This window comes from Xanthomonas sp. 3058 (genome assembly GCF_014199765.1).
In the GTDB taxonomy this organism is placed as follows: domain Bacteria; phylum Pseudomonadota; class Gammaproteobacteria; order Xanthomonadales; family Xanthomonadaceae; genus Xanthomonas; species Xanthomonas campestris_B.
Genome location: NZ_JACHOF010000003.1, coordinates 311,048 through 324,919, shown reverse-complemented (window position 1 = coordinate 324,919; position 13,872 = coordinate 311,048). Strand labels below are relative to the sequence as shown.

The 13,872-nt window shown below is 66.1% G+C and carries 15 protein-coding genes; 8 read left to right on the top strand and 7 right to left on the bottom strand.

What is annotated here, in order from left to right:
- Positions 1–268 precede the first annotated feature (268 nt).
- A complete protein-coding gene (locus tag GGR61_RS06920; RefSeq protein WP_184620905.1) occupies positions 269–1,363 on the top strand; it encodes a catalase family peroxidase in 1,095 nt (364 codons plus the stop codon).
- Positions 1,360–1,893 carry a cytochrome b gene (locus tag GGR61_RS06915; protein ID WP_184620904.1) on the top strand — a complete coding sequence of 178 codons (534 nt, stop codon included), beginning with the start codon at positions 1,360–1,362 and terminating at the stop codon, positions 1,891–1,893. Before GGR61_RS06920 ends, GGR61_RS06915 begins: the two co-directional genes overlap by 4 nt.
- Positions 1,894–2,071: 178 nt before the next feature.
- On the opposite strand, the gene GGR61_RS21100 is transcribed toward GGR61_RS06915, so the two are convergent.
- The 5 genes from GGR61_RS21100 to GGR61_RS06900 form a co-directional block, all read right to left on the bottom strand.
- Positions 2,072–2,476 carry a ThuA domain-containing protein gene (locus tag GGR61_RS21100; RefSeq protein WP_326520622.1) on the bottom strand — a complete coding sequence of 135 codons (405 nt, stop codon included), beginning with the start codon at positions 2,474–2,476 and terminating at the stop codon, positions 2,072–2,074.
- Positions 2,476–2,676 (bottom strand): ThuA domain-containing protein, encoded by a 201-nt coding sequence (locus GGR61_RS21095; RefSeq protein WP_326520620.1) that lies wholly within the window; start codon positions 2,674–2,676, stop codon positions 2,476–2,478. Before GGR61_RS21095 ends, GGR61_RS21100 begins: the two co-directional genes overlap by 1 nt.
- Before the next feature lie 9 nt (positions 2,677–2,685).
- Positions 2,686–2,844 (bottom strand): hypothetical protein, encoded by a 159-nt coding sequence (locus GGR61_RS21090; RefSeq protein WP_260287088.1) that lies wholly within the window; start codon positions 2,842–2,844, stop codon positions 2,686–2,688.
- Positions 2,845–3,027: 183 nt separating this feature from the next.
- Positions 3,028–3,630, bottom strand: a complete 603-nt coding sequence (locus GGR61_RS06905; RefSeq protein WP_184620903.1) for a response regulator transcription factor — start codon at positions 3,628–3,630, stop codon at positions 3,028–3,030.
- 91 nt (positions 3,631–3,721) lie between these two features.
- Positions 3,722–4,909 (bottom strand): sensor histidine kinase, encoded by a 1,188-nt coding sequence (locus tag GGR61_RS06900; protein WP_184620902.1) that lies wholly within the window; start codon positions 4,907–4,909, stop codon positions 3,722–3,724.
- 422 nt (positions 4,910–5,331) lie between these two features.
- Between GGR61_RS06900 and GGR61_RS06895 the strand changes: the two genes are divergently transcribed.
- The 5 genes from GGR61_RS06895 (at position 5,332) to GGR61_RS06875 (ending at position 11,453) form a co-directional block, all read left to right on the top strand.
- Positions 5,332–6,579, top strand: a complete 1,248-nt coding sequence (locus tag GGR61_RS06895) for an efflux RND transporter periplasmic adaptor subunit (RefSeq protein ID WP_184620901.1) — start codon at positions 5,332–5,334, stop codon at positions 6,577–6,579.
- Positions 6,580–6,967: 388 nt separating this feature from the next.
- Complete coding sequence (locus GGR61_RS06890) at positions 6,968–7,657, top strand: ABC transporter ATP-binding protein (protein WP_184620900.1); 690 nt, start codon at positions 6,968–6,970, stop codon at positions 7,655–7,657.
- A gap of 12 nt (positions 7,658–7,669) precedes the next feature.
- Positions 7,670–8,830: an ABC transporter permease gene (locus tag GGR61_RS06885; RefSeq protein ID WP_184406390.1), complete on the top strand. Its 1,161-nt coding sequence runs from the start codon at positions 7,670–7,672 to the stop codon at positions 8,828–8,830.
- 13 nt (positions 8,831–8,843) lie between these two features.
- Positions 8,844–10,160 (top strand): ABC transporter permease, encoded by a 1,317-nt coding sequence (locus tag GGR61_RS06880; protein WP_184406391.1) that lies wholly within the window; start codon positions 8,844–8,846, stop codon positions 10,158–10,160.
- Positions 10,161–10,337: 177 nt separating this feature from the next.
- Positions 10,338–11,453: an alpha/beta fold hydrolase gene (locus GGR61_RS06875; protein ID WP_184620899.1), complete on the top strand. Its 1,116-nt coding sequence runs from the start codon at positions 10,338–10,340 to the stop codon at positions 11,451–11,453.
- Between the two features lie 100 nt (positions 11,454–11,553).
- Here the strand turns inward: GGR61_RS06875 and rarD are convergent, their stop codons facing one another.
- Together rarD and yedA are read right to left on the bottom strand one after the other, a co-directional pair.
- On the bottom strand, positions 11,554–12,465 hold the full coding sequence (gene rarD / locus GGR61_RS06870; protein WP_184620898.1) for an EamA family transporter RarD: 912 nt from the start codon (positions 12,463–12,465) through the stop codon (positions 11,554–11,556).
- Complete coding sequence (gene yedA, locus GGR61_RS06865; RefSeq protein ID WP_184406394.1) at positions 12,462–13,358, bottom strand: drug/metabolite exporter YedA; 897 nt, start codon at positions 13,356–13,358, stop codon at positions 12,462–12,464. The genes rarD and yedA overlap by 4 nt, the downstream gene beginning before the upstream one ends.
- 87 nt (positions 13,359–13,445) lie before the next feature.
- Between yedA and GGR61_RS06860 the strand changes: the two genes are divergently transcribed.
- Complete coding sequence (locus tag GGR61_RS06860; protein WP_184406395.1) at positions 13,446–13,862, top strand: Rap1a/Tai family immunity protein; 417 nt, start codon at positions 13,446–13,448, stop codon at positions 13,860–13,862.
- Positions 13,863–13,872: the final 10 nt, after the last annotated feature.

The window sequence follows — 13,872 nt, the reverse complement described above, 5'->3', positions numbered from 1 at the left end:
GGCATCACACCGTAAACGCGCGGGAGCGTGGACTATTCCCAGCACTGGTCCGCGCGGGGCGTTTTTTGGCGATCACGGGAATTAAAAGCGGCGGACAACACGTGGCCGGCGGTCGTCAGGTGGATGCGGATGGCGCGCTCGTAAACGCAATGTCCGCGTGCCGCGCCCCGCCCGACGGCAGCGCAGTCGTGTCTGTTAGCCGCTCACAGCCACCGGCACCGCGTCTCACTGCACCGATCACTCACCGCACCGACTACTGGAGCCAGCCATGACCTTGCCACCTCCCCCGCCGCCGCAGCGCGGAAGCGTTCGCGTGGCGCCACTGCTGGGCATTGCCGCGATTGCTGGTGGCCTCGCGGTTGCGTTCGCCTGGACTGCTGGCTGGATCGGTGGCGACCGGCTCACCGCCGCGCGCATGACCGACACCATCGAAGCCAGCGGGCCGCCGCATCCGGGCTTCCGCCGCGCGCATACCAAAGGCGTGTGTGTGAGTGGGGAATTCAAGGCCAGCGGCAAGGCCACCTGGCTGTCCTCGGCACGCATCTTCAGCCAGGCCAGCACGCCGGTGCTCGGGCGCATGTCGATCGGCGGCGGCGACCCGCATGGCGCCGACGGTGCGGCACGGGTGCGCAGCATGGCGCTGTTGTTGCGCAGCGACGATGGCCAGGAATGGCGCACCGCGATGAATAGTTTTCCATTCTTCGTGGTGGCCTCGCCGGCCGGCTTCCAGGCATTGAATGTGGCGTCCAGGCCGGACCCGGCCACCGGCAAGCCCGACCCGGCCAAGCTGGCCGCGTTCGGCAAGCAGTATCCGGAAGCGGCCAAGTTCCAGCAGTGGGCCAAGACCGCGCCATGGTCGGATAGCTGGGCCAATACGCAATACAACGGGGTGAACGCCTTTCGTGCAATTGCGGCCGATGGACGTGAGCGCTACATCCGCTGGTCGATGCGTCCGCATACCCCGTTCAAGGAACTGAGCGCCGAGCAGCGCGCACAAGCCGATGGTGATTTTCTCGCCACCGATCTGGACACGCGCCTGGCGCAGGGACCACTGCGCTGGGACCTGGTGCTGACCGTCGCCGAGCCGGGCGATGCGGTCGACGATCCGTCGCAGCCATGGCCGCAGAGCCGCAAGCAGATCGTGGCCGGCACCGTCTCGATCGATCATGCCGAGCCGCAGGCCAGCGGCCCGTGCCGCGACCTCAATTACGACCCGCTGATCCTGCCCAAGGGCATCGCTGCATCGAACGACCCGATCCTGGCGGCGCGGTCGTCGGTGTATTCGCAATCGTTCAACCGGCGCGAGCATGAGATCGCCAACGGCGCAGGCAGCGCCGCCACCGGCCAGGGAGCACACCGATGAGCAGCCACACCCACTTCAATCTGCCCGCGCGCGTGCTGCATTGGCTGATGGCCGCGATGATCCTGACCATGCTGTTCGTCGGCGTGGGCATGGTGGCCTCGGTCACGCAACGGCCGTGGTTGATCGATCTGCATCGCCCGCTGGGCATCGCGATCCTGATCCTTGCGGTGCTGCGGTTGATCAACCGCCTGCGCAACAAGCCACCGCCGCTGCCAGCCGATCTGCCGACATGGCAAAAGGCTGCCGCGATCGCTTCCCACTGGTTGTTGTATGCATTGATGCTGGGCATGCCGCTGATCGGCTGGGCGATGTTGTCGGCCGGCGGTTATCCGATCGTGCTGTGGCCCGGTGCGCAATTGCCGTCCATCGCGCCGCACGATCCCGCACTGTATGCGTGGCTGCGTAGCGCGCATGGCTGGTTGGCGTATCTGCTGTTCGCCACGGTGCTGGGGCATTTGAGCGCAGCGCTGTTTCACGCCTGGGTGCGTCGGGATGGTGTGTTTTCCAGCATGGCGCGTGGGGGGCGGTAGAAGCGCGCTCACCTCTACTACCCCTCTCCCGCAGGCAGGAGAGGGGAACAACCACCGCGCTGCGTGCAAGCGGCACGGAAGTTTCCTTCCCCTGTTTGCGGGGAAGGTGCGTGAAGGGCCGATGGAGCAACACCATCGCGCATCCCTCAGCAACTCCACGTCATCGCGTCTCAATCACTCAAGGTGCGCGCTGTCGCTGGCCTGCAGGCACGGTCTCTCCCACGCCGCGCCCAGCGGCTGCCCAGTAAATACCGCCATCTAGATGACCGAAATAACGCGGATCGTTATAGGCCTCTGCCAGATGACCCAGTGCAGTGGCAAACACGCGGCCACCTTCGAAGTGGCGGTACCACGCCACCGGATGCTGCTTGCCCATCCCCCTGGCGACCTGGCCGGGCGAGATCAGCATGGGGCGTCCACCGTCAGCAGCGTGACCAGAGCGTCGCTGTAGGGCGGATCGTACTCGTACCATTCGTCGGTCCATACCCAACGCCTTGGAGGCCGGAGGTGGCGGGGAGTTGGCGTCCACCACATCCACCATCGCGGTCTGCCTATAGGGATGGGCTCGGAACGAGCGGCCGATCAGATGGTCGTACCACTCCCACTCGCCACGCTTGATCGCAATGCCTTGTGCACCGCGACCACGCCGCCGCCGTTGCGTACGTGCTGCTGAAACTTGGCGCGCTGGGTCGGTTCCAGATCGGTGGCCGGCGTGTTGAGCAGCGCGATCGCTGCGTACTGCGACAGATCGCCATCGAAGGCCTTGGCATTCCATGCCCACACCCGTTCGAACTAATGCTTGCGTGCCATCGCTTCGAATTGCGGCTTGGCCACCGGGATATAGTCGTGGTGATACCGGTTGGGAATGGCCGCCACCAGGATCTTGAATTGCTCGGCAGACGCGTTGAACGCGTAGGCCAGCAGCAGGCACAACAGCCGCAGAGGTTTCATGCAGTTCGCTCGCGGTCAGCACCCGCTCGGCGGTGTACCGGCATGCGCATGGCATGCTTTAGAGGTGATTTGGAATAGCTGTCGGTTGCAGCAGTCAACGTTAACCGCGCGGCTTTTCTTGCAAATGCCATTCTAAGGATGCGTGCGCCGACACCGCCGCCGCAACGTGTCATCGTCACCGGTTTACAACCAGCCTTTCTGCCGCGCCAGTCGATACGCTTCGATGCGATTGGCCACACCCAATTTGCCGATGCATTCGGACAGATAGTTGCGCACGGTGCCGTGCGAGAGCTGCAGTTGCTGGGCGATCTCGCTGGCCGAGCGGCCCTCGCCGGCCAGCCGCAGCACAGTGCGCTCGCGTTCGCTCAAGGGGTCGGCTTCCACCCAGGCATCCCGCGCCAGTTGCGGGTCGATCACCCGCCCGCCACGCTGCACCTGACGCAGCGCGCTGACCAGTTGTTCGGCCGGCGCGTCCTTGAGCAGATACGCCGCCACGCCGGCATCCAGCGCGCGGCGCAGGAAGCCCGGACGGGCGAAGGTGGTGACGATCATCACCCGCACCGGCAGCGCCTGGCGCTGGATGCGCTGGGCCAGTTCCAGGCCGGTCAGGCCGGGCATTTCGATATCGGTGATCAATACATCCGGTTGCAGGCGTTGCAGTTCGCGCCAGGCACTTTCGCCATCGCCCGCGCTGCCGACCACCTCAATGTCGTCTTCCAGTCCAAGCAAGGCAACCAATGCGCCACGCAGCAGCGCCTGGTCTTCGGCCAACAACACCCGGATCATCGTGCGCGCTCGTATGCAGACAACGGTGGCGCACGATAGCAGCGGTTGCGCCTGCCGTGCATGGGTCCAGACGCAGTGGGCATCCCGGCGGTCAGCGCGACGGCGGCATCAGCGGGGCCGGCAATGGCGGCTGCGCCGTTGCCGGCGTGGGCTGCGGCAACGGCACGCTGGCGCGCAGGCGCATGCCACGCGGCAGCGCTTCCACCTCCAAGGCGCCGCCCAGGGCATGCAGCCGCGTGCGCATGCCGTCCAGGCCATTGCCCGGCACGATCGCGCCGCCGCGCCCATCGTCGGCGATGTCCAGCACCGCCTGTTCGCCCTGCGCGCGCAGGCTCACGCGCACGCGTTTGGCCTGCGCATGCCGTTGCACATTGGTGGCCGCCTCGCGCACCACCAGCGCCAGTACGGTTTCGTGTTCCGATGGCAGTGCCAACGTGTCCAGCTCGTGTTCCAGCACGATGCCCTCCATGTCCAGCAACACCCGCGCCGATGCCAGCTCGGCCACCAGACCGGCGGCGCGAATGCCGGTGACCGCGCGCCGCACCTGCGCCAAGGCATCGCGGGAAATCTGCGCGACTGCATCGATTTCGCTGCGCGCCGCCTGCGGGTCGCGTTCGACCAGGCGTGCGGCCAGGTCGGACTTGAGCGCCACCAGCGACAAGGTGTGGCCGAGCAGATCGTGCAGGTCGCGGCCGATGCGTTCGCGCTCGGCGGTGGCCGCCAGCCGGCGGACTTCGTCCTGCGACAGACGCAGCAGAGCGTCCTTGCGTTCGTTGATGCTGTAGACCGCCACCACTGCGGACATGCCCAGCACCGACACCGGAAACCACACCAACCCCTGCCAGGCCATTCCGAGCCAGCGCGCCCAGGCCAGGTACAGCGCGTTCATCAGCAGCAGGATGGCGAAATGCCGCCACAGCGCATGCCGCGTGGAAGGGCGCAAGCTCATACAGGCAAACACGAAGTAGCTGATGCCCGATGCGTACACCGGCAGCAACGCGGCACTGAGCGCCCCCATCGCCCAGGCATAGCGGTACAGCGCGTCGCGCGGCGCCAGCAACATGCGCGCATACAGCAGCAGGAACAGCGGATACGACACCACGGTGCACAGCAACCAGATGCTGTCGTAGCCACGCGCGGAAAACACCGGCACCACGAACACCCAGGCTGACCACAGCAGATGCACGCAGTCCATCCACGGTGACTGGCCCTGTGCCAGCCGCGCGGCAACCTGCGAATTGGCGGCGGGGCGAAACCAGGCGGAAAGCCACAGGCGCATCGGGCGGTGTCCGTATGAGTGGTCGGATTCTGCCACTGCCGGACCCGCCGCAGTGGATGATGCGCCGGCCCGGTCGCGGCGAGCGGTCTCACGCATGTTGGCCATTCCCGGTTGCGGACAGCCTGGCCGCAGGCAGCACGCGCAGACACGATGTGCGCAGGCAGAGCATGGCGGTTCCCGGCAGCGAGGCGATGCGCCAGCCTCGCCCAGCGCGTCGATGCCGACCAGTCGCCGCTGTCATGGCTTGCAGGTGACAGCTGTCACTGGTGGCCGCCGCCACGGTGGTCGCATGCTGCACAACACGTGCTGCAGCGTTGGAACGCCTGACCGTTCGTCGCCGCACCCGCGTTGGTCACTTGCGACAGCTTGCGCCGCCGCCTACGCCCCGTCACATTCTGCGCAGCCTCCCGTCCTGGTCATCGATGAACACTTCCGCCGATCTGCTCAAGCAACTCCGCATCGACCGCCAGCGTCCGGCCACGCCACCACCTGCGCAGCGCCGTGGATGGATCATCGCCGTGGCCGTGGTCATCCTTGTGTTGGCCGCAACCGCCGCGTGGTGGTTCACGCGGCGCCCGGTACTCCAGGTGCAGACCGCGCCGGTGGTGGCAATCAGCGCAGGCGGCAGCAGCGCCTCGGTACTGGATGCGTCCGGCTACGTGGTGGCGCGGCGCATGGCTACGGTGTCGGCGCAGGTCACCGGCAAGGTACGCGAGGTGATGATCGAAGAAGGCATGCGGGTCGAGCAAGGCCAGGTGATGGCCACGCTGGATCCGCTGGATGCCGATGCCCAGCGCACCTTGTCGGCATCGCAACTGTCGGCCGCACGCAGCCAGGTCGACAACATGCAGGCGCAGCTGGCCGTGGCCAATGCCGATGCGACGCGGCTGCAATCGCTGGTCGGCGCGCAACTGGTGTCGCGCTCGCAGTACGAGCAGGCCACCGCGCAACGCGACGCATTGCGCGCGCAGTTGCAGAGCGCCCAGCGCAATGTACGCGTAGCCTCGGACCAGCTGGCAATCTCGGCGATCCGTTCGGACTTCAACGTGGTGCGCGCGCCGTTTGCCGGCGTGGTCACCGCCAAGGCCGCGCAGCCGGGCGAAATCGTCTCGCCGCTGTCGGCCGGCGGCGGTTTCACCCGTACCGGTATCGGCACCATCGTGGACATGGAGTCGCTGGAAATCGAGGTGGAAGTCGGCGAGTCCTATATCGGCCGCGTGCAGCCAAAGATGCCGGTGGAAGCGGTGCTCAATGCCTATCCGGACTGGAAGATTCCCGGCGAGGTGATCGCCATCATTCCCACCGCCGACCGCGGCAAGGCCACGGTCAAGGTGCGCGTGGCGTTCAAGCTCAAGGACCCGCGCATCGTGCCGGAGATGGGCGTGCGGGTGAGCTTTCTGGAACAGGCCAAGCCGCAGGAGGCCAGCAAACCGCAGGGCGTGCGCGTGCCTGCCGCTGCGCTGGTCGAACGCGACGCGCGCACGCTCGCCTTCGTGGTCGGCGAGCACAACACCGTCAGCGCGCATGCGGTCACCACCGGCATGGTGTTGGGCGAAGACCGTCAGGTGCTGACCGGCCTGCAGGCGGGCGACAGCGTGGTGCTCGATCCACCGCAGACCCTGAAGGAGGGCGACAGCGTGGCCGAAGCCGAACCGGAGGCGGCCAAGTAAGCGCGACCAGGCACGACATGCGCAGTCATGCAGCTTGCCTGCGTTAGGCGTACCCGTCGCTTCAAGCACGCGTGCATGCGGTCTGCCGTGGTCACGCACAGGTGCGCGCGGGAGCGTGGTGTCCGCATCGGCGCGGCAGGGTCGCTTGCGTGCAGGTGAGGCAAGGATCGCCGACACACTGTCGATTCCGGCCGGCGTCGGACATCGTTTTGCAAGAACCGCTGTAGCGCAAGTGGTGGTGGCTTCACCGATCCGGCGCACCCACCGCCGCGATGTCTCAGGGACGCGTCTGTGCTTGTGCATTCGCATTCGCTTTGTTTATCCCGTAGTGCCGCAGTCGCCGTGCCGTATCGCTCCCCTCTTTTTCATTGCATCGCCAGGAGTCGCCATGACCGCTCTCGTCAGCTTGCGCAACATCACCAAGACCTATCAACGCGGCCCCGAGCAGGTGCAGGTGCTGCACGGCATCGATCTGGAGATCGCCAGCGGCGACTTCGTCGCACTGATGGGTCCGTCCGGTTCGGGCAAGACCACGCTGCTCAATCTGATCGGCGGGCTGGACAGCCCCAGCGGCGGCGAGATCGAGATCGAAGGCGAGCGCATCGACCGCATGAGCGGCGGCCAGCTCGCCACCTGGCGCAGTCACCATGTCGGCTTCGTGTTCCAGTTCTACAACCTGATGCCGATGCTCACTGCGCAGAAGAACGTGGAGCTCCCATTGCTGCTCACCTCGCTCAACGCGGCGCAACGCAAACGCAATGCGGAAATCGCACTGACCCTGGTCGGCCTGCAGGAACGTCGCACCCACAAGCCCAGCGAGTTATCCGGCGGCCAACAGCAACGCGTGGCGATCGCGCGCGCGATCGTGTCCGACCCTACTTTCTTGATCTGCGACGAACCCACCGGCGATCTGGATCGCCACAACGCCGAGGAAATCCTGCGCCTGTTGCAGGAACTCAATCGCGAACACGGCAAGACCATCGTGATGGTCACCCACGACCCCAAGGCAGCCGAATACGCCACCCATACCATCCATCTGGACAAGGGCGAGCTGGCCGACGCGCCGCTTGTGCTCTAAAGGAGTGATGCCATGAAGTATCTCTCGCTGGTATGGGCGCAATTGTTCCGTAGCAAGACCCGCACCTTGTTGACGCTGCTGTCGGTGGTGGCGGCGTTCCTGTTGTTCGGCATGCTCGATTCGGTGCGCGTGGCCTTTACCTCCGGCGGCAACGTCAGTGGCGTGGACCGGCTGGTGGTCGCCTCGCGGCTGTCGATCACCCAATCGCTGCCGATCCGCCTGGAAACCCAGATCCGCAGCGTGCCAGGCGTGCGCAACGTGACCTCGGCGATGTGGTTCGGCGGGATCTATCGCGACCCGAAGAACTTCTTCCCGAATTTCTCGGTGGCGCCCAATTTCTTCGATGTCTACAGCGAGTACGAGCTACCCAAGGACCAGCTCAAGGCGTTCCAGACCACGCGCACCGGCGCGGTGGTCGGCGAGGCACTGGCCAAGCAGTTCGGCTGGAAGATCGGCGACACCATCCCGCTGCAGGCCACCATCTTTCCGCGTGGCGGCAGCAACGATTGGCCGCTGCAACTGGTCGGCATCTTTCGCATGAAAGACCGCACGGTGGCGGCCAACCAGGAACGTCAGCTGATGATGAACTGGAAATACTTCGACGAATCCAACGACTACATCAAGAATCAGGTGAGCTGGTACACCGTGACGCTGCGCAATGCCGACCAGGCCTCGCGGGTGGCACTGGCGATCGACGCGCTGTCGGCCAACTCCGATCACGAAACCAAGTCGCAGACCGAATCGGCCTTCCAGCAGGCCTTCGTCAAACAGTTCGCCGATATCGGGCTGATCGTCACCTCGATCATGGCGGCGGTGTTCTTCACCCTGCTGCTGTTGACCGGCAACACCATGGCCCAGGCGGTGCGCGAGCGCATCCCGGAGCTGGCCACGCTCAAGACGCTGGGCTTTCAGGACCGCACCGTGTTGAGCCTGGTGATGGTCGAATCGGTGCTGTTGATCGGGCTTGGCGGCCTGATCGGGATGGGGCTGGCCACGCTGGTGATCCCGATGGTGGCCGCACGCAGCGGCGGCATGATGCCGGTGCAGACCGTGCCGCTGCAGACCTGGCTGATTGCGCTGGGCCTGATGATCGGCATCGGCATCGTGGTGGGTGTGCTGCCGGCGTTACGCGCGCAGCGCTTGAAGATCGTCGATGCCCTCGCCGGCCGCTGACAGGAGCAGGCACATGCAAAGCAAATGGAAGAATCGTTTCGTCAACCTGCTGTCGGTGGTGTTGCTGGCGATCGGACTGGGCGCCTGGATCGCGTTGCCGTGGATGTGGCTGCTGCCGATCGGGTTACTGCTGGCGGTATGGCTGGTCGCCACCCGTAGCGGCCGGCTGTCGCTGGCGGCTGCGCGCATCGGCATCGCGACATTGCCGCAACGCTGGGGATCGAGTTCGGTGATCGTGGTCGGCATCGCCGGCGTGGTCGGCGTGCTGGTGGCGATGCTGGCGATGGGCCAGGGCTTCCAGGCAACGCTCAACAACACCGGCGACGACACGACCGCCATTGTGCTGCGTGGCGGCTCGCAGGCCGAGAGCAACTCGGTGATCACCCGCGATCTGGTGCCGCTGATCGGCAGCCTGCCCGGGATCGCCGCCATCAACGGACGCCCGCTGCTGTCGCCGGAGCTGGCGCAGGTGGTCAACGTCACCTCCAAGTCCGACGGCACCGACGTCAATGCGCAGCTGCGCGGTGTGGGCGACCAGGCCTGGGCGGTGCATGACAAGGTCAAGGTCGTGCAGGGCCGACGCTTCACTGCCGGCCTGCGCGAGATCGTGGTCGGCAAGGGCGCGTTGAACCAGTTCCGCGGACTGGAGCTGGGCAAGACGCTCATGCTCGGCAACCAGCAATGGACCGTGGTCGGCGTGTTCGCCTCCGGCGATGCGCACGACTCGGAGCTGTGGACCGATGCACAGACGCTGGCCACTACATACAAACGCAGCGCGTATCAGTCGATCAGCGTGCGTACGACGGGCAAGGCCGGATTTACCCAGTTCAAGGCCGCCATGGCCGCCGACCCGCGCCTGAAGCTGGATGTGGAAACCACCCGCGCCTATTACGGCAAGCAGGGCGGTGGCTTGAACAAACTGATCAGTATCCTGGGCACGGTGATCGGCGCCATCATGGCGGTGGGCGCGGTGTTCGGCGCGCTCAACACCATGTACGCGGCGGTGGCCACACGCGCGCGCGAAATCGCCACCATGCGCGCAATCGGCTTTCGTGGCACCCCGGTGATCATGGCGCTGATGCTGGAGACCATGTTGCTGGCCTTGCTCGGTGGCGTGCTCGGCGGGCTGATCGCCTGGGCGGTGTTCAACGGCTATACCGTGTCCACGCTGGGCAACAACTTCAGCCAGGTGGTGTTCCAGTTCAAGGTGTCGCCGGAACTGCTGTGGAGCGGGCTCAAATGGGCGCTGGGCATCGGGCTGGTCGGGGGGCTGTTTCCGGCCTTGCGCGCGGCGCGGCTGCCGATCACCACGGCCCTGCGTGAGGTGTAGGCGGGCTGTTGGCCGCCGGAAATGGGGAATGGGGAATCGTTGCAGCCAAGGCAGCGGAGCGCGGGGGCTGCGGCTGAACGTATTGCAAGCTGTCATCGTTTTGTCACTGCAGTGCGGTAGATGCGCGGGTCGGGCAGGCCGTAGCCTGCTCGGCCGTTGCATCCATCGATCTTCGCCATGACGCGCCTGATTCTGCTGGCCTGCGCCTGCCTGTGGCTGGCCGGCTGCTCTTCGTCTTCCACCTCGCTCAGCGAGCGCCTGGTTGCGCCCGGTGGCACCTCGCCGTTGCTGGATGAAGAGCGCATTGCCGCCACCATCGCCACGGTGCCCAACCGCAGCGGTCATGTGGTCACGCGCGATCAGGTGCCGATCTTCTGGCGCGCCATCGATCCCGGCCAGTACGCCATGCAATACCGCTATCTCGGCCAGCGCAACGATCCGGCGCATGCGCTGGATGTGGATTTCAGCTTCACGCCGCCCACCGCCGCCCCGCCCGCCCCGCGCGGCACCGTGGTGCTACTGCACGGCTGGATGATGGATGGCGATTCGCTGCTGCCGTGGTCGCTGGAGTTGGCGCAGGCCGGCTACCGGGTGATCACCATCGACCTGCGCAATCACGGCCACTCCGGCGGTGGTCCATCCGGCTACGGCACGCGCGAATCCGACGACGTGATCGATGTGCTCGATGCGCTGCAGCCGCGCGGCGAAATCCGCGGCCCGCTGTACCTGTTCGGCATTTCCTATGGCGCGGCCACCGCGTTGTTCACCGCCGACAAGCTCGGCGACCGGGTGGCCGGGGTGGTGGCGATGGAGTCGTTCGCCAACGCCGGGCGCGGCATCCGCGACATGGTCCCGCACCTGCTCGCCAGCCAACCCAACGGGTGGCGCGGGCAGGCGGTAGCCGCGTATGCACGCTGGCGCTATGCCGACCAGAATATCGACGCGGTGATCGCTGCCGCCGACACCCAGCTCAAGCTGGATCTGGACCACGTCGATGTCGCGCACGCATTGGCCGACACGCGTAGCTGTGTGCTGTTGCTGCATGGCGATGCCGATCAGCACATTCCGGTCGCGCATGGTCGCGCATTGGCGCTGGCAAGTGCGCGTGCGCACTACGTGGAGCTTCCCGGCGAAACCCATCTGAGCCTGCCGCTGCGGCTGGACCTGCTTGGCGGGCCGATCGACCAATGGCTGGCGCAGACGCAACAGGATCCGGGCCATTGCCCCGCACCGCAATCGCTGCCGGCGTCCACACTGGCGGTGGCGACACCGGCACCGGCGCCGCGCGGCTGACACCAGACAGCCGCATCGCGGCGACAGGCTGCCGGAGAACAGACATGCGTGTTGCTGCACAGCGTGCCGCGCGATTACCGGGATCGCGCACGGCCGAAAGCTAGCGGACCATCCCAACCGGCTTGCGCGAGCGCAACACGCTGTCGCCCACAAACAGCAGCAGCCCCAGCCAGATCGCGGCAAATCCGATCACCCGCCCCTGATCGAACGGCTCGTGGAAGAACCACACGCCCAACAGCAGCTGCAGGCTGGGTGCGATGTACTGCAGGATGCCCACCAGCGACAGCGGAATCCGCCGCACCCCGTACGCGAATCCGATCAACGGCAGCGCCGTCACCACGCCGCCAAAGATCAGCATCAGATCGGTCTGCAGGCTCCAGCCACTCAAAAAGCCGCCACCGTGGCCGTACTCGCTCCATCCCACCAACAACAGCGCCGGCACGAACAGGTACACGCTTTCCACGCCCAGACCGGCCACCGAATCCACCGCCACCAACTTGCGCAGCAAGCCGTAGGCCCCGAACGAAAACGCCAGCCCGAGCGCGATCCACGGCGGCGCGCCGGCATCGATGGTCAGCCACAACACGCCCAGCGCAGCGCAGACCACCGCCACCCACTGGATGCGGCGCAGGCGCTCCTTGAGCACCAGCACGCCCAGCAACACGCTCAGCAATGGGTTGATGAAATACCCCAGGCTGGCCTCGATCACGTGGCCGGCATTGATCGCCCAGATATACAGCCCCCAGTTGAACGCGATCGCCACGCTGCTGCCGGCCAGCATCCATAGCGCGCGCGGCTGTGCGGCGATGGCGCGCCACCAACGCATCCCCGATGTCGCCAACAACCACGCCACCACCATTAACGCGCTCCAGACAATGCGGTGCGCGATGATTTGCAGCGACGGCACCGCCTTCAGCAGATGCCAGTAAAGCGGTACCACGCCCCACAACACGAAGGTCGATGCGGTGATCAGCAGCCCGCGACGCGCCTCGATCGACGAGACCGCGCTCATCGCCGCGCCTTGGCGAAGGTCACCACCAGCACGCCGGCCAGGATCACCGCCATCGCACCGATGTCATGCGCGCTGAAACGCTCATGCCCGAGCCAGGCGCCCAAGGCCACCGCAATCACCGGGTTGACGTAGGCGTAGCTGCCGGCCAACGCCGGGCGCACGTGATGCAGCAGCCATACGTAGGCCGTGAACGCCACGATCGAGCCGAACACGCACAGGTAGGCCACTGCCAGCAGCCCCTGCGGCGTCGGCAGGCTCTGTGGGCGCTCGCCGATCAGCAGGCCGGTGCTGACCAGCAATACGCCGCCGCACAGCATCTGCCCGGCGGCGGTCATGAACGGCGAGGGCAGATCGCGTCCGCGCGACCACACCGACCCGAACGCCCAACCGATCGGCGCGATCAGCAACAACACCAGCCCACCTGGGGTGGCAGTGAGGCTGCTGCCGGCGTTGAGCCAGACCACACCGACAAAACCGATCACGATGCCCAACCACTCGCCACGGCTGGCGTGCTGCCCGCGCAAGGCGCCGAACAACGCCATCCACAATGGCACCGATGCCACTGCGGTGGCCGCCAACCCGGACGACACGCTGCGCTCGGCCAGCACCACCATGCCGTTGCCCAGCAGCAGCAAGGCGGCGCCGATCAAGGCCACGTTCTTCCATTGCGCATGCGTCGGCGCGGCCACACCACGCCAGAGCAGCACCGTATACAACACCGTGCCGGCCACGATGAAGCGGGAGCCCGACACCATGGTCAGTGGCAGTGCGCCGCCCTCCAACGCAAAGCGGATCCCCAGGTAGGTCGATCCCCAAACCACGTAGACCAGCAACAACGCGACAACGACCAACCCGCTGCGCGCAGGCGCAACAGCATCGTATGAAGAGGACATCGAAGATTGCCAAGTGCAGCGGAAGGTTCAATTCTAGATCACCTGCCCACCTCCACGCGGCGCACACCCTCAGCGCCCTGCCGCGTTATGGTGCGCATTGATCCTCACATCGGAGTCTCTATGCAACGTCGCCTCACCTGGTTGACCTTGGCCGCCCTGACCGTGCTATCGGCCAACGCGCTGGCACGCACACTGGAACCGTGGGAACTCAGCGGGCGCAAACTGCTCGAGGCCGGGCTGGATGGTTCCTTGGCACCGGAGATCGCGCCGGAACAAACCGAACTCAAGGTCATGCTCTCGGCGAACCGCGCCGGCGCTTACCTGCTCGGCGTCGCCAGCAGTAGCTACCGCACGCAGTGGTGCATGCCGGCCGGCAAGAGCGGCCCGCCGGATCTGCAGGCGATCATCAGCGATATCGGCGCGCTACCCGATGCACGCCTGGACGAAGCGGCGCCCGCGTTGATCGTCCAGGCGTTGGCCAAGCGCTATCCGTGCCGCAAATAGGCAGCGCGGC